The sequence below is a fragment of the Bacteroides stercoris ATCC 43183 genome (genome assembly GCF_025147325.1).
GTDB classification, from domain to species: domain Bacteria; phylum Bacteroidota; class Bacteroidia; order Bacteroidales; family Bacteroidaceae; genus Bacteroides; species Bacteroides stercoris.
This window is the reverse complement of record NZ_CP102262.1, coordinates 2,709,894-2,727,181: the sequence shown is the minus strand read 5'-3', so window position 1 is coordinate 2,727,181 and position 17,288 is coordinate 2,709,894. Positions and strand designations below refer to the sequence as shown.

12 protein-coding genes are annotated in these 17,288 nt (G+C 48.1%); 11 read left to right on the top strand and 1 reads right to left on the bottom strand.

The window, feature by feature from the left end:
- Window positions 1–40 precede the first annotated feature (40 nt).
- From NQ565_RS11190 to NQ565_RS11145, 10 genes are all read left to right on the top strand, one after another.
- Complete coding sequence (locus NQ565_RS11190; protein ID WP_005654334.1) at window positions 41–4,534, top strand: translocation/assembly module TamB domain-containing protein; 4,494 nt, start codon at window positions 41–43, stop codon at window positions 4,532–4,534.
- A gap of 342 nt (window positions 4,535–4,876) precedes the next feature.
- The gene (locus NQ565_RS11185) at window positions 4,877–5,833 is read left to right on the top strand and encodes a tyrosine-type recombinase/integrase (RefSeq protein ID WP_005654336.1); all 957 of its coding nucleotides are present in this window, start codon (window positions 4,877–4,879) and stop codon (window positions 5,831–5,833) included.
- A 375-nt stretch (window positions 5,834–6,208) separates the two neighbouring features.
- On the top strand, window positions 6,209–6,583 hold the full coding sequence (locus NQ565_RS11180; RefSeq protein WP_005654337.1) for a hypothetical protein: 375 nt from the start codon (window positions 6,209–6,211) through the stop codon (window positions 6,581–6,583).
- Window positions 6,584–6,597: 14 nt separating this feature from the next.
- Entirely contained in the window at window positions 6,598–6,870 is a 273-nt protein-coding gene (locus NQ565_RS17025; RefSeq protein ID WP_410518735.1) for a DUF3575 domain-containing protein, read from the top strand.
- A 16-nt stretch (window positions 6,871–6,886) separates the two neighbouring features.
- A complete protein-coding gene (locus NQ565_RS11170; RefSeq protein ID WP_259829926.1) occupies window positions 6,887–8,542 on the top strand; it encodes an IS1182 family transposase in 1,656 nt (551 codons plus the stop codon).
- A 25-nt stretch (window positions 8,543–8,567) separates the two neighbouring features.
- A complete protein-coding gene (locus NQ565_RS11165) occupies window positions 8,568–9,002 on the top strand; it encodes a DUF3575 domain-containing protein (RefSeq protein ID WP_259829924.1) in 435 nt (144 codons plus the stop codon).
- 33 nt (window positions 9,003–9,035) lie between these two features.
- A complete protein-coding gene (locus tag NQ565_RS11160; protein ID WP_074713752.1) occupies window positions 9,036–10,535 on the top strand; it encodes a DUF3868 domain-containing protein in 1,500 nt (499 codons plus the stop codon).
- Between the two features lie 55 nt (window positions 10,536–10,590).
- Window positions 10,591–11,706, top strand: a complete 1,116-nt coding sequence (locus tag NQ565_RS11155) for a fimbrial protein (RefSeq protein WP_005656635.1) — start codon at window positions 10,591–10,593, stop codon at window positions 11,704–11,706.
- Window positions 11,707–11,739: 33 nt separating this feature from the next.
- Window positions 11,740–12,627 carry a FimB/Mfa2 family fimbrial subunit gene (locus NQ565_RS11150; RefSeq protein WP_005656637.1) on the top strand — a complete coding sequence of 296 codons (888 nt, stop codon included), beginning with the start codon at window positions 11,740–11,742 and terminating at the stop codon, window positions 12,625–12,627.
- Between the two features lie 34 nt (window positions 12,628–12,661).
- Entirely contained in the window at window positions 12,662–14,401 is a 1,740-nt protein-coding gene (locus NQ565_RS11145) for a DUF4906 domain-containing protein (RefSeq protein WP_005656639.1), read from the top strand.
- A gap of 201 nt (window positions 14,402–14,602) precedes the next feature.
- On the opposite strand, the gene dnaB is transcribed toward NQ565_RS11145, so the two are convergent.
- Window positions 14,603–16,177: a replicative DNA helicase gene (gene dnaB / locus NQ565_RS11140; protein ID WP_016662855.1), complete on the bottom strand. Its 1,575-nt coding sequence runs from the start codon at window positions 16,175–16,177 to the stop codon at window positions 14,603–14,605.
- Between the two features lie 217 nt (window positions 16,178–16,394).
- Here dnaB and ispE point away from each other — a divergent pair, with 217 nt between their 5' ends.
- Window positions 16,395–17,225 carry a 4-(cytidine 5'-diphospho)-2-C-methyl-D-erythritol kinase gene (gene ispE, locus NQ565_RS11135; RefSeq protein WP_005656643.1) on the top strand — a complete coding sequence of 277 codons (831 nt, stop codon included), beginning with the start codon at window positions 16,395–16,397 and terminating at the stop codon, window positions 17,223–17,225.
- Window positions 17,226–17,288 lie beyond the last annotated feature (63 nt).

Genomic DNA, 17,288 nt, shown 5'->3' with positions numbered 1-17,288 from the left:
AATAATTTTGCTGCTGAACATTCCTTATGTCCAGCACCGCATGTCTGTACTCGTTGCCAAGGAGCTGAGCACCGTATTAGGTAGCGAGCTCACAGTAGGGCGGATAAACATAGGACTGCTGAACCGGATTATCATCGACGACCTGGTGCTGAACGACCAATCGGGAAAAGAGTTGCTGAAAATAGGCCGTCTGTCCGCTAAGTTCGAGATACTGCCGCTATTCAGCGGAAAGATATCCATCGGTAACGTACAGCTTTTCAGTTTCAATGCCAATCTGGAAAGACCTACTCCCCAGGCAAGCACCAACTTCCAATTCGTGCTCGATGCTTTCGCTTCCAAAGACACCGTCAAGAAGAAGAGCAATCTGGACCTGCGCATCAACTCACTCCTGATACGGCGCGGAAAGGTATCTTACGATGTGTTGTCGGCCGAAAGCACTCCGGGCAAGTTCAACCCGCAACACATCCGCCTGTCCAACATTCTTGCCAACATCTCGCTGAAAGCACTCCAGAACGACTCGGTCAACGCTGCCATCAAGCGAATGAGCGTTGAAGAGGAGCACTCCGGCTTCGAACTGAAAAAACTGAGTCTGAAGATAATAGCCAACAACCGGAAGATGCGGATAGAGAACTTCGCCATAGATTTGCCCAACACCTCTTTGGCAATGGATACCATCCGTATGGAATACGACAGCCTGGAATCACTCGGCCATTTCACCGATGATGTCCGTTTTTCGTTCCGTATGCTGCCTTCGGAAGTAGCATTACAGGATATATCGGCATTCGTGCCTGCCTTCAAGCCCTTCAAGGAAAAGTTGAAGTTGGAAATGGAAGCCGCCGGAACGGTCAACCGGCTCAACTGCCCGAAGCTGCTTATCTCTTCCAACGACCACTTCCTGCTGAAAGGCAATGTATCCCTGCAGGATCTGTCTCATCCGCAAGATGCATACATATTCGGCAATCTGTCCAATTTATATGCCGACCCGGACGGTATTGCATTCTTTGTACGCAACCTGAGTAAAGATTACAAAGGAGTTCCTCCGGTATTGCAGAATCTGGGCACGGTATCTTTCCGTGGAGAGATTTCCGGATACTTCACGGACCTGGTGACCTATGGCGAAGTCCGCACGGATATAGGCACTATCAAGACAGATGTCAAACTCAGTTCCGACAAAGACAAAGGCTATTTCGCTTATTCGGGTGCGGTAAAGACAACCGGATTCGAACTGGGCAGGATGCTGAACAACGACAAGCTTGGAAAAGTCACCTTCAACATGGACGTCAAAGGCAATCATTATGCCCAAAGATACCCCGCCATTACCATGAAAGGGCTGGTAGCATCCATAGACTACAGTGACTATACCTACGAAAACATCACTTTGGACGGAGAGTATAAGCAAGGCGGCTTCAACGGTAACGTATCGCTCAACGACGAAAACGGCGCCATACAACTGAACGGCTCTATCAATACTGCCGGCAAGACACCCACCTTCAACTTCCGTGCCGCTATCGACCATTTCCGCCCCAACACCCTGCACCTCACACCCAAATACAAGGACACGGAATTGGCCGTAAAGATAAAAGCCGACTTCACCGGTAGCTCCATCAACGACATGAACGGTGAAATCAACGTCGACAGTCTCCAATACATCGCTCCGGAACAGAACTTCTTCATGGACAACCTGCGGATTGCTGCCACTCAGAGCGACGAGCGCCAGAAACGGCTGACTATCAGCTCCAACTTCCTGCGCGGTACTATTGAAGGCGATTATTCCTATCAGACATTACCCGCCAGCGTGCTCAACATCATGCGGCGTTACATCCCGGCTCTGATACAGCCCGCCAGGAAACCGCAGAAAACAGAAAACAATTTCCATTTCGACCTCCATATCTACGATACGGAGATACTCTCCACCGTATTCCAGATACCGCTGAAAGTATATACCCACTCTACTCTGAAGGGTTATTTCAACGACAAAGCGCAACGGTTGCGCGTAGAGGGGTACTTCCCGCGGCTGAGTTACGGCGAAAAGTTCTTTGAGTCGGGCGTGGTTCTCTGCGAAAATCCGGGTGAACAGTTCCAGGCAAAAGTCCGCTTCACCAACCGGAAAACAACCGGCGCGGTAAACGTAGCCCTCGAAGCCAAGGCAAAGGATGACCGGATACAAACCATATTCAACTGGGGAAACAGCAGCGCTGTAACTTACAGCGGCAAGATAGCGGCTCTCACTCAATTCGTCCGCAACTCTTCCCAAGAAGCTGGCGACGACAAAATACACACAAAACCCTCCCGTCAAGCCCAAAAAGAGAAACCCGCCCTGAAAACGATTGTCAACGTACAGGAAACGAACGTAATCCTCAACGACACTGTATGGAAGATACACCCTTCGCAAATCGTGGTCGACTCGGGCAAAGTGCACGTCAACAATTTCTACTTCAGCCATAAAGAACGTCACTTGCAAATCAACGGAACCGTATCCGAACAACCTCAGGACACCGTACGCCTGAACCTGAAAGAGATAAACATAGGATACGTATTCGATATAGCCGACCTGGGTGTCAACTTCAAAGGCGAGGCCACGGGCCCGGCATATGCCAGCGGAATACTTAAAAAGCCGGTGATGAGTACCGACCTCTTCATACGCAACCTCGGCTTGAACGAGGGTCTTTTAGGCGATGCCAACATACACGGCGAATGGCATCACGACGTGAAAGGCATCTACCTGGATGCCCATATCCGCGAGAAAGACATTGCCAAAAGCCATGTATACGGGTACATCTATCCTATAAAGCCCACCAGTGCACTCGACTTGCAAATCGAAGCCGACAGCACCAACCTGAAGTTCATCCACCACTACATGCAGAGCATCACCCCTGAATTCAACGGGCGTGCCAGCGGCCACGTACATTTCTACGGCAAGTTCAAGGCGCTGACAATGGAAGGTCGCGTATTCGGTGACGCCTCCCTCAAGGTAGATGTACTCAACACTACTTTCTCCCTGAAAGACAGCATACTTATCGAACCGGGCGGACTTACTTTCCGCAACAACCGCATCTTCGATACGCAAGGGCATCAGGGCAGAGCCAACGGTTACCTGCACTACCGGCATTTCAAGGATTTGGAATACCGCTTCCGGTTCGATGTGGACAATATGCTGGTTATGAACACCAAAGAATCACCCGACTTCCCCTTCTACGGCACGGTGTATGGCACAGGCAACGCCACCATTGCCGGCAATGCGGCAGACGGGGTGAATATCGACGTGGCAATGACCACCAACCGCAACACCAACTTCACTTATATGAAAGAAGGTGTCGCCTCGGCAGTGAGCAACCAGTTCATACGCTTCGTAGACAAGACACCGCGCCGCGTACTTCAGGATTCCATCATGCTGATGTCCGAATACGAGCAGGCGCAGAAAGAAGTCATGGAAAAGGAAAGTGACACCGACATACGACTGAATCTCCTGATAGACGCAACTCCGGACGCCACCATGAAAATCATCATGGACCCCATTGCAGGTGACTACATCAGCGGTAAAGGAACGGGGAATATCCGCACCGAATTCTACAATAAAGGAGATGTGAAAATGTTCGGCAGCTACCGCATCAGCCAGGGAGTTTATAAATTCAGCCTGCAAGAAGTTATCCGCAAAGACTTCATCATCAAAGACGGAAGTACCATCACCTTTAACGGCGCGCCGCTCAATGCCACCCTCGACATCCAGGCAGGCTATCTTGTAAACTCCGCTTCGCTAAACGACCTCGTTCCCGATGCCGGCAATTACGTCAACCAGACCAACATCAAGGTTAACTGCCTCATGGCACTGACCGGACAGCTCACCTCACCGGACATCAAAATGAGCCTGGAGCTGCCCAACGAACGCGATGAAGTACAGGCATTGGTACGGAATTATATCCCTACGGACGAGCAGATGAACATGCAGATACTCTACCTTTTAGGTATCGGCAAGTTCTATACTCCGGAGAATGTAGACGCCACCGGCAACTCCAACATGATGTCGAGCGTGCTCTCTTCTACCCTTTCCGGACAACTGAACAATGCGCTCTCGCAGATTATCGACAGCAATAACTGGAACTTCGGCACAAACTTCAGTACCGGAGAAAAAGGCTGGACGGACATGGAGTTCGAGACAATGCTTTCCGGGCAACTGCTGAATAACCGCCTGCTCATAAACGGTAACTTCGGCTATCGCGAGAATCCGATGGCGAACACCAACTTCGTAGGTGACTTCCAAGCCGAATGGCTCGTAAACCGTTCCGGCGATATCCGTCTGAAAGCGTATAACGAAACCAACGACCGCTATTACACCAAGACCAACCTCACCACTCAGGGTATAGGCATCATCTTCAAGAAGGATTTCAACAAATGGAATGAACTGCTCTTTTGGAACAAGTGGAAGTTGAAAAGGCTGAAAAGGAAACAAGCGGAGAAGAATACGTCCGCTCCGGACAGTATCCCTCAAAAGAAATCCCGTCCGGAAGCACAATCCAAACGGGAAAGGGAAGAATGAGTGCATGCTTTCTTTTAAAACAGATGGTCTGTATGGTGTAAACAGACCATCTGTTTGTACCGTACAGACCATGCGTTTACTTCCTATACACTATCTTAAACTACTTTTGGCATGAACAACGCTCCTGACGTCTCGGCGTGCACCCATAAAAACGGTTCTTCAAGGAAGGAACCAATGTAGCGATACGCTTGGTGTGTCCGTACCTGCAAAGAGAGGATGTAAAGCCTCTGCGAAGCCGGAACATTGTCCGCAAGCAAACAAATTCCAATAAAATGCAATATATTATATCGCGTGCAGCAATGGCGCACGCAAAGACTGTAAATATTATAAAGCCAACAGATTATGAAAGATTTAACAACCTTTACGCTTTCAGTCATACAGGAACTGGAAGACGAGGGGCGGTTCGGAACCGCCCATGTATACCGCAGCATGCTACGGGCTTTCCAACGGTACTGGGAAAGCGAACATCCAAAAAACGAAATACGCATGCGGAAAGTGTTTGATATCGCCACGATACACAAATTCGAAAGGCACCTGCTGGAGAGGATGCTCAAGCTGAACACCATGTCCACCTACCTGCGCATGTTGCGGGCTGTATACAACCGCGCGCTGCTGGCAGGCCTCACCGGCTACGTGCCCGGACTGTTCAAACATGTATATACCGGAACCCGTGCCGACGTGAAACGCGCACTCCCACCTGCCGAAATGGGACAAGCACTCGACATCTCCGCTTCCTTGCACCGGGAACTCAAAGAAGCGCAGATATGGTTCGCACTGCTCTTCCTCTTGCGGGGAATGCCGTTTGCAGACCTCGCAAGGCTGCGTAAATGCGATTTCAAGGACGGGGTAATTACCTACCGAAGACAGAAAACGGGAAGGCAGATACGTGTACACGTAACCGAAGAAGCCGCTGAGCTTATCCGCCGATGCGCCGACCGCCGCACGGACTCGCCCTACCTGCTCAACATACTGGGGGACGAAAACTGCCGTTTCCCCCTGGGAAGGCGTGAAGAATACCGACATTACCAACAGGTCCTGCGGAGATTCAACCGGAAACTCAAACTGCTGGCGGCAGCCCTCAGACTGGGCAGAAAGCTGTCGTCCTACACCGCAAGGCACACATGGGCAACAACGGCGTTCCACACCAGAGTCGCCGTGGGAGTAATAAGCAACGCACTGGGGCATTCATCGGTAAAGGTTACGGAAACCTATCTGAAACCCTTCGAAAACGAAATGCTGGACAGGACCAATAAAAAAATTATCGCTTACGTGAAGAAATGCAGTATCCGACAAGGATGACAAGGGAGCATTCCATGTATATAACTATGATACAGATTATTACAAAGGGATTACTTTGTAGGTAACGGAGGATATTCCTACCGCAAAAGTAACTATAAAACTTGAAAAACAAAATAAAAAAGATAAAATCTTATCATATACGGCATAAAAGACCGGCAGCAGACAAAACAGAACAAACCGACTTCAACCAATAAAGCAAAGCCCCCCTTGCCGCCTTCCGGTAGGAAAGCGGGAAAACGTCTGTTATATAACTTTATCGGTTATACAACCCGGATGCATATGCGGCAGACGCTTCTGCAGGGTGCCTAAAGGCAATCTTCCGTTACCTACAAAGTAACGGCCGGATACCAACAATCAAACAAACAAGAAAACTACATGATAACGCCCAAAACACAGACTGCCATTGCAGTACTCAAATGCATCTATGCAAGAGACTACGGTACTTGCATAAAACCATACACACTTACAGAAGGGCAGATGCGGGTATTGCTGACACAGCTCACCAATGCCGGACTTATCATCCTGAAAGAAAAGGAACATCCGCTGGAAATACAGTCCTATATTCCTGCTAAAAAAGCCATGGAAATATCCCTGCTGGATATTCTCGAAGCCACGGGAGGACATCTGAACTGCAACAGCCCCATTACCGAGCGGTTCTATGCACAATACGGAAGAGCCGCACAAAAACTCGGAATAGTAAACCAGATAACCAGGATATACCTGAAGGAGATTACACTGACAGATTTATAACAGGAACAAAGAAATTGAGAAGCAGAAAATACATACCGATGCTGATGCTCCTTGCCCTGCTGTCGTGTGCAGGCAAGGCAGGGGCGCAAACCGTTGCCGTGAAAAGCGACCTGCTTACGGGGGGCATGCTCGCCTCGCCCAACCTCGGTGTGGAACTAAAGCTGTCGGAACGTTTCACGCTGGAGGCCGAAGGTGTGTCAAAATGCACACCTTCTGTTTTTTACGCACAAAGCCCCGACTTTCACAAGCTGGGGCTTTGTTATTACCTAAAGATTTTGTATCTTTAAGCATAAGTTCTTTACTATGACAAAGATACATTTTCGTCCTTACAATCCCAACCAAACCGTTCTTTTTCCTCAAAGAATTGATGAGGATATTGCAGAAAACGATCCGGTGCGCATGGTTGACGCCCTGGTTGAGGGCTTGAATCTTGAAAGTTTCAGAAAACTGTATAAGGAATGCGGTCGCAGCCCTTACCACCCCAAGATGATGCTCAAGGTCATTCTGTATGCCTATATGAACAACATCTACTCCTGCCGGAAAATTGAAAAACTCCTTCACCGTGACATCCATTATATCTGGCTGGCCGGATATGAGAAACCGGATTTCATTACCATCAACCGTTTCCGCAACCGGGTGAAGAAGGAAATTAACGAAGTGTTTACGCAAACCGTACTTCTTCTCTCTTCCAAAGGCTTCATCAGCCTGAATGTGGAATATATTGACGGGACAAAGCTCGAATCCAAAGCCAACAAGTACACTTTCGTCTGGCGAAAAACGGTTGAGCGGAACCGTGAACGCCTGATGAAGAAGATACATGTCCTGTTAGGGCAGATAGACGATGTCATTGCTCAGGAGAAGTCATCAGAGAACAATGAGGAAGTTGAGTTCACTCCGGCCATGCTGACTGAAATGGCAGGAGAATTGCGTCATGCACTGGAACAGGTTTCCGAGCCATCCGCGAAAGAGGAAAAGACTGAACTGAAAAAGAAACGCAAACAGCTGAAGGAACTGGAAGAACACAGGGACAAACTGCAGGAATACGACTGCCATCTGGAAACACTGCAAGAGAGGAATTCCTATTCCAAGACGGACAAGGACGCTACTTTTATGAGAATGAAGGAGGATGCCATGCGCAACGGACAGACGAAGCCCGGTTACAACCTTCAAATCGGCACCGAAAATCAGTTCATCACCGATTTTGCACTCTTCCCGAACCCTACGGATACACTGACCCTGATTCCTTTCCTGCAATCTTTTTCAAACAGGTATGAACGGATGGCCCATACGGTGGTTGCTGATTCCGGCTATGGCTCCGAAGAGAATTACCGCTTCATGTCCGAAAACGGCATGGAAGCCTACGTAAAGTACAACTATTTCCACATGGAGCAGCGGCCGAGATTCAAACCGGCCCCGTTCAAGGCCGAAAACTTCTACTACAATGAAGAACATGACTTCTGCATCTGCCCTATGGGGCAAAGGATGCGGAGGATAGGCACCAGGAATGTGAAAACCGCATCCGGATATGTCAGCGAAAATGCACGGTACAGAGCTGTCAGGTGTGAAGGTTGTCCCCTGCGATGCCGCTGTTTTAAAGCAAAAGGAAACAGGACGATAGAACTGAATCATAGGCTTAGACAATACAAGCGGAGAGCCAAAGAACTGCTCTGCTCTGAGAAAGGACTGAAACACAGAGGGCAGAAATGCATAGAACCGGAGGCCGTGTTCGGACAAATTAAAAACAATATGAACTACAAACGTTTCCGACATTTTGGAAAGGACAAGGTCTTCATGGACTTTGCCTTCCTAGCCATTGCCTTCAATATAAAAAAAATGTGTGCAAAACTGACAAAAGAAGATACGAAATGGCTGATTGGATGGTTTTATGAACTTACTGTCGCTTTATTTAGATGCTGGAGACACATAAATCAAAGAAATCTTCGAATTATCGCAGCTTAAAGAAAATGAACAGATTTGTATAGTGATGAACAAAAAAGAGGTGCATCGTGCATTACGACACACCTTCTTTCCGGCAGGAGGAGACAAACGCTGGAAACACTGGTTCGTGCAGCCGGAGCTGCGCTACTGGATGTGCCAGCCCTACGGAGGACATTTCTTCGGGACAGGCCTGATGTACGGCGTGTACAACGTAGCCAAGGCAAGGCTGCCTTTCGGGCTGTTCAAAGGGGTACGTTCCGAAAGATACGAGGGAGACTTTACGGGAGTGGGAATATCATACGGCTATCACTTCATCCTCTCCCCCCGCTGGGGACTGGAGACAAGCATCGGCGTAGGATTCCTGCACACCCGATACGAACGCTACCGCTGCGCGCACTGCGGAGAAAAGACAGGAAGCGGAAACAGGAATTTCATCGCTCCCACCAAAGCCTCCATATCCTTAGTGTATATGATGCAATAATAACAAGATAAATTACAACAGCAAATTGAAAGTATGAAAAACTTAATCCGTATTCCTATGATAATGGCACTATCGGCGCTCTGCTGCCGGGCAGGTCATGCACAGGAATTCTACCGGGGGGAAATGTTCGTCACCGGGCAGCAGTTCTCGCTTGCGGACGGGCGTCTGAACATTGACCTCTCAGTCGATTTCGAAGGACTGAGAATGCCCTCGGACGAATCACTGACCCTGACGCCCGTACTCATCAGCGGGGAAAACGAACAAGCCCTGCCGGCGGTACTCATCAACGGCAAGGAAAAGCAGAAAGTGTACCAGCGGCAAAAGGAATTTGCCGGAAACGGGCATCCGGCCCCCATACCCGCAGTAGTGATAAGGAACGACGCCAGGATGGCGCGCTCCTTCCGATACCGGGTGGCAGTGCCCTATAAGGAATGGATGAAGGACGCCCGGCTCCTGATGAGAACGCAGGAATGCGCCTGCCACGGCAAACAGGGCAAGGCCTACGAAGACAGGATTGCCGGCAGGCTGAACCTGCCCGAAAACCGCACTTCAGCCTGGGACATGGATACGGACAGGAAATACCTGGCCTGGGTGAACTTCATCGAGCCTGCACCCGGCAAAGACACACTGCATGCAGTGACGGGGTCCATCCCCTACTTTGGCAAAGGGAAGCAGGAAAAAGGAGAGAAAACGCTGGGAGAATTGTCCGAAAGCAAACAGAACTTAGAAATATACCACCGGCTGCGCAATGCTTTGCAGAACATCCGACGGGAAGAGGGAACGGAACTCCTGAAAGTGAAGGTTACAGGATACGGGGCACCTGCCGGAAACCTGAAAAAGAACGAAATGAATGCACTGGCACGCTCACTGAACCTTAAAGCATACCTGCGGGAAAACCGACTTGCAACTGGCATTCCGCTGGAAGTAACCTGGATTCCGGAAGACTGGGACTCCATTGCCGCACTGACAAGACAAAGCGGCATGATGTTCAGGGAGGCCGCCCTAGACCTGATAGGGAGTGTAGACATGGATAAAGGGCGGGAACGAATGCTGATGAAACTTGCCGACGGAAAGCCCTACAGATACCTGGCGGAAAAGATATTTCCCGAAGTTATGCGGGTCGACTACAGGATAGAGTACACCCGCCAGCAGCCGGATGCGGCGGAGAGCCTGAGGATGTCCCGTACTGGAGAACGTCAGACACTGCGCCTGAACGAGCTCTTTGCGGTAGCGGGCAGTTACCCGAAAGGATCTACGGAATACAACGATGTACTCGACCTCACAGCCCGCCTGTTTCCCGACAGCCCCGAAGCCAATATCAATGCAGCGGCCGTGGCACTCACCAAAGGGGAAACGGCCAAAGCGCGGCGCTATCTGGAGAGATTCGCAACCATGCCAATCGCATACAACAACATGGGCATACTCTGCCTACAGGAAGGAAAACGGGACAAGGCGGAAGTATATCTTACCATGGCAGCGGCAGCCGGCATAGAGCAGGCTGACAGGGTGCTGAAAGAGTTGAAAAACAAATAGGAAAGCAAAATGACCGGGAACACCAAAAGTATATTAACCTATAAAACAGGCATACATGAAAACAAACAGCTATTTATGGAGCATGCTGGCAGCAGCAACCTTTACACTAGCCGGATGCGGCAGTGAAGAAAACGGAATAACGGAACCCATGCCGCAGGGAAAGACGGCACAACTCGAACTGCGCCTGACGGGAAGCGGAGTGAGCACCAAGGCAACCGGAAGCGCATTACCTACACAAAACGAAGAGAATACGGTGAAGCGTTTCACCGTCGCCATCTTCAACAGTGACGAATCGGTGAATGCCATACAGACCGTAACCAATAACACCACTCCGGCAACAACCATCAACTGTACTCCGGCAACGAGCTGTACGGGCATCGTGGTAGCCAACGCCCCTACAGACGGTTATTTTTCAGGCGTCCTGAACAAGACCGACTTCCTGAAGAGAACAATTGAACTGGGTGATGCCCAGACCAAGGATTGTCTGCCCATGAGCGGAGACGTAAAAAACGGTGATGGCAACGCCACCTTCACACTGGGCGCAGGCATCAACACCGGTATGACAGCCCGGCTGAGCAGGCTCGTTGCAAGAGTGTCCGTAAGCGGCATCAGAACCGAATTTGACCCCAACGGACAGTACTCGGCGGCATCCTACGAACTGAAAAACATCTTTGTGCGGAATGCCGTGAAAGAAGCTGTACCGGGCACGGGAGGATACAGCACCACCAAAATGAGCACACCGGATTATCTGACCGGAAACTACACCGGCTCCAGCGGAACTGTAGCTTATCTGGCAAATTCGGTCACTCCCCCGGTAAGCGTAGGTATCGAGCATAAAACCGACTACTGGTTCTATATACTCCCCAACGAAGAGGCCACCCGTACGGCATTGGTACTGGAAGGAATGTTCAAGAAAAGTGCAAGTGATGCAGGAACCACCATCTATTATCCGATAATCGTCAACAAGAGCCAGACCGGAACAAATATCACCGGAGCTTCGGGCACGGGTACTTCAAACATTGCCCGCAACACGACCTATGCCATCAAGGCAACTATCAAGAATATAGGAACCGATGACCCCACCGGAGAGATAAACCCTACTTCACTCGAACTGACAGTGAGTGTAGCCGACTGGGCACTGAACATCACGCAGGACGTGACATTCGAATAATTACCAAATATTCAAAAGTTCAGAACAACCGCCATGAAGCCTGCCCGCATATTCCTATTCACGATATTGTATGTTAGTCTCACCTTTCTGTACACATCATGCGTGCGGGAAGACACCGGAGACTGCATACAATATGTGCTCGATATGCAAGCTGTAGACTCCGAGGGAAACGACCTCACTGCAACAGACGCCTTGCAAAAAGTGGAAGTCTATCTATTCAACGAGAAAGGATTTATAAGGAAAATACCCACAGATATTTCATCTGATCTGATTTTCAGAGATGATAAAAACGAAAGGCTTACCCTCGTGGTATGGGGAAATATAAAGAAAGATACCTTAATTGCTCCCGATATTCCCATAGGCACTACTATCGAAGAAGCACGTTTCCGACTCAGAGAAGATACAGAAGGAAGTCATTTGCCCATTACTGATATTTTCTATTGCAAAAAGGAAGTGAACAATGCAACTACAAGAAGCAGACAGGTAGAATATCTAACACTGGTTATGGAACGTATGTCAGCAAGCCTGAATATACGTACCAATTATCTGACAAAACATTGCCCATATAATGGGAAACCGTATACGCTCATCGTCAGAGGCACAGGAACAGAAGTGAATTTTACAGGAAAGATTACCGGTAAAAGTGCAGGATATAAACCCATATCATACACAGACAAACAAGGAGATGTATATACACTTCCTTTCCGAATATTTCCTACCGCACAAGAGGAATACATAGAAATAGACATATACCGGGAACATGAAATAATATACACTATAACACAAGACAACAGCTTCAAGAAATTACATGCACCTGCCGGTAAACAAACAGATATCAATATAGACTTTCATTATACTCCTCCTTTGATAACAATGGATGTACTGCCTTGGGAGAATATTCATCAAGATACAGAATTGTAAATGATTAAGTCATCTGAGTAAATTATATAGCAATATGAGCATCTCCACCTCTTTTCGTTTAAAAGTACTTACAGCATTATCACTAACAACTGTTTTGTTGATACAAGCAGTAATATGCACTTCTTGCCAACAAGATGCCTGTATCAAAGATGCAAAAGAAGCATCTGCCATAATATACCTGCATGTAAAAAGTGAACAACAAACAGACGCAACGACACGAGTGGAAGAGAATCTCATCAAGGACTTACATATACTTATATATGACAGCAATGGAAATTTGATTGGACAAAAATATACCACGAACAATACAGTTACAATAAATACCCACAGCGCTACTGATTGTACCATTTATGCTATTGCAAATACAGGAACTCCGGAACTCTTCAACAGCTATGACATTCATTGGGAAAACAATCTGAAAAACAAGACTTACTCTCTCTATGATTGGAACAGTCTGACAAAAAACAATGTATTGCCTATGACAGGAAGCCAAAGCCACATAAATATAGCTACTGGAAACAATTCGCTTCCGGATATAACAGTAAAACGAATAGCTGCAAAAATCACACTAAATGTAAATATAGATCAAGGTTACGGAATCAACATTGACAGTTACCGCATTTATGGCATCCCAAATAAAACGTACTATGTATTACACCCGTTAGACACTGAATCCGAACCAACCGATACACAAACAACCCGGGCAAAAGATGCGGCTATCCCTTCCCAACCGACGGATTGGACAGACAGTGGAAGTATTTCCCCGAACTCCCCTACAAACATAAATACAATATTCTACATGTTCGAAAATCGGGCAGGAATAAATACCACAATAACCCAGCAAAAAGAAAAAATAAAAGCAAACGCACCGGATTCTGCAACCTATGTTGTAATTTACGGCAAAGCCACCGGATATAAATTTCTGTCCTGGGAAATATATCTTGGAGCTACCACTACAACAAATTTCAATATCAAACGTAACTGTAACTATACTTATAATATTACACTCAAACCCACAACTACCGACACACGGGTTACATACAAAAAAAGTAGCATTATCTGGGCAGGAAGCAATATTTATTGGGACGGCAGCAAACTTACATTTGATACTGCTATATCCAATGATTCCGATTTAAAACAAGGTGTACACTTCCGTTGGGGGTCACTAATAGGTATACCATCTTCGGGAAACTCTGCTCCAAGTGCATATTATATTCCGATATATAATCCTACCTCTCCCCAAAATAGTACTTGGGATTGCAAATCATACGACTTTAACTCTATTTATTGCTTTTACAATGAAGTTTTAAGTAACAGTATTGACCCAAACAATACCTACTTGAATGATAATGCTCTCAATACTGATGAATTTTATCAAGCCTATAAAGGTGATATTTGCCGATATTTAAGCAAGACTGGTGCTGTTACAGGCAGTTGGCGTATGCCTACTTACAAAGAGTTTGGAGATATTGACAAATATACAACAAATGGAAATTGGGGAGACCTTTCTACCAACATTTATGGAACCAGTACTATAAACGGTTACAAAACTTATACTTTCACTGACGGTGTAACTCGTTTTCCTGCCTCCGGTTACTGGCATGCTGCTGACAAAAAACAGTATCGTACCGGTGCAGGAGGTTATTATTGGAGCAGTAGTGTATATAGCGGAAATACATCATCGTATTATTTAGGTTTCGCTGTTGGCTATACTCCACCAGCATCCGTAAATGCAAGGAATCACGCATTTACAATACGTTGTGTCCAAGATTAAACCATAGACAAAACCATCCGATAAGAATATCCCCTATTCAAATCGGAAATGTTTTGTTTGTTTGCTGTGTCTTCCCTGCACTGTGAAGTGCGGGGAAGACTATTTTATATAGACCTACATATCCAAAGCCGATATAATCGTAACAGTAAAACTAATACATATATATAACAGACATTTTTTCATGTAAGCTGCCCAATGCCATTAAAACGGTACAGGCCCGTCCAATCCCACCCCGCCAAACGGATTGTCCGTTTGAGGCATATAGTCGGAGGCAGACGGAGGCGGTGGTGTAGAGGGACTGCCAATGGGCGCATTCATACGCGAACCGAACGTGGCTCCTCCCATACCCTCGGTAGGCGGCGGAATAACCATATCGTCTTCCGGATTCTGGAAGCGGGTGTACTGGCCGATAAAGCGCAGGCGCACATCGCCCACGGCACCGTTACGGTGCTTGGCTATGATAATTTCCGCCATGCCGCGCAGGTCTGTGCCGTCGGCGGAAGTATAAATCTTGTAATATTCGGGACGGTGGATGAAGCACACCATATCGGCATCCTGCTCGATGGCTCCGGACTCGCGAAGGTCGCTCAACTGCGGACGCTTGCCCTCTTCCCCCTCACGGTTCTCTACACCACGGTTCAACTGAGACAGGGCAATAATGGGAATGTTCAACTCCTTGGCCAACCCCTTCAAAGAACGCGAAATCGTACTCACCTCTTCCTGACGGCTGCCGAACGACATGCCGCTGGCATTCATCAATTGCAGGTAGTCGATAATAATTACCTTCACCCCATGCTCGCGAACCAGACGGCGGGCCTTGGTACGAAGTTCGAATACGGAAAGCGAGGGAGTATCATCCACGTACAGAGGCGCATCCAGCAGGTCGCGCAGCTTATAGTCCAACTGCTGCCATTCGTAATCGGCAAGCTGTCCGCTTTTGATTTTCTCGCTCGGTATCTCGCACACGTTGGAGATAAGACGGTTCACCAACTGTACGTTGCTCATTTCAAGGGAGAACAAGGCAACGGGATTGCGGAAGTTCACGGCAATGTTCTTCGCCATGGAGAGCACGAACGCCGTCTTACCCATGGCAGGACGGGCGGCTATGATAATGAGGTCGGAGTTCTGCCAGCCGGAAGTCATCTTGTCCAGTTTCGTAAATCCGCTCTCAAGACCGCTCAAACCGTCGGTACGGGCGGCGGCTTTCTGAATAAGGTCGTACGCTTCGGCAATGACCGGATTGATTTGCGTATAGTCCTTCTTCATGTTCTGCTGCGAAATCTCGAAGAGCTTGCCTTCGGCTTCCTGCATCAGGTCGTCCACATCGAGCGTCTCGTCGAATGCTTTGGACTGTATGTTACTGGTGAAAGTTATCAGCTCACGCGCCAACGCCTTTTGGGCAATGATACGGGCGTGATACTCGATATGCGCAGAGGATGCCACCTTGCTGCTGAGCTGGGTGATGTAGAACGGGCCGCCCACCTCTTCCAAATCTCCGCGCTTGGCAAGCTGCTCCTTCACGGTGAGAATGTCCACCGGTTTCTGATTGACGGCAAGGTCTGTGATAGCGGAGTATATCAGCTGATGCCGGTGTTCGTAAAAAGATTCGGGACGGAGAATTTCGCTCACCAGCGAATAAGCGTCTTTCTCGATCATCAATGCACCCAAAACGGCTTCTTCCAGTTCCGGCGCCTGCGGCTGGATACGCCCGTAATCGTTGACCGGCTGAGGTGATTTCGACTTCGGGGTGCGGGTTGTTCGTCTTTGTTCTGCCACTTTATGAATTAAGAATTGAAATTTAAAAATTAAGAAATAAATAGTCCGCCTTTCAAAAGGGAAAGCAAAGATAAATGATTTTATTGATAGCAATCAACAAATCGTTGTTAAGTTTTCAATCTACTATGAACAGAATTCATTAACTTTGTCTCCGAAGCCTGCTTTGACAGGCCCGTTTTTATTTTTTTAATTTCAATTCTTAATTCTCAATTTAACGATGCTTACTTTTCCGAATGCTAAAATAAACCTGGGACTGAATATTACAGAAAAACGACCGGACGGCTACCATAACCTGGAGACCATCTTCTACCCTATTCCCGTGGAAGATGCGCTGGAAATAAACCCGCTGCGCGAGGGTGACGGAAAATATTGCCTGCATCAGGCAGGTATGGAAATAACGGGAGAAGCGGAAAACAACCTCGTGGTGAAGGCGTATAAGCTGCTGGACGGGTTGTTCGACCTGCCGCCGGTGGATATTCATCTGTTCAAGCATATCCCATCGGGGGCCGGATTGGGTGGCGGCTCGGCAGATGCTGCATTTATGCTGAAAATGCTGAATGAGAAGTTCGGCCTTGGACTGAGTACCGGGACTCTGGAAGAGTATGCCGCCCGCCTGGGAGCGGATTGCGCTTTCTTCATCCGGAATGCTCCTACCTATGCGGAAGGCATCGGAAATGTGTTCTCGCCTATATCCTTGTCGCTGAAAGGGTATCAGCTCTGGCTGGTAAAACCGGATATATTCGTTTCCACACGGGATGCTTTCTCACAAATAAAGCCGCACCGTCCGGAACGGTCACTGAAGGAGACGGTGCAGCTGCCCATTGAAGCATGGAAAGAGTATATGGTGAATGACTTCGAAGAGAGCGTGTTCCCGCAGTTTCCCGCTATCGGGGCAATCAAGGAAGAAATGTACCGGCAAGGCGCTGTCTATGCTTCGATGAGCGGTTCGGGATCATCGGTGTACGGACTGTTTGCGGCGGATGCCGTATTGCCGGATGTAGACTTCGGTGAAAAAGCATTCGTATATAAAGGGAAACTGACCGTTTAAAAGTATGAAATATAAAGTATGAGGAATGAACCATGCGGACGGGACATTGTTATACCCTATATT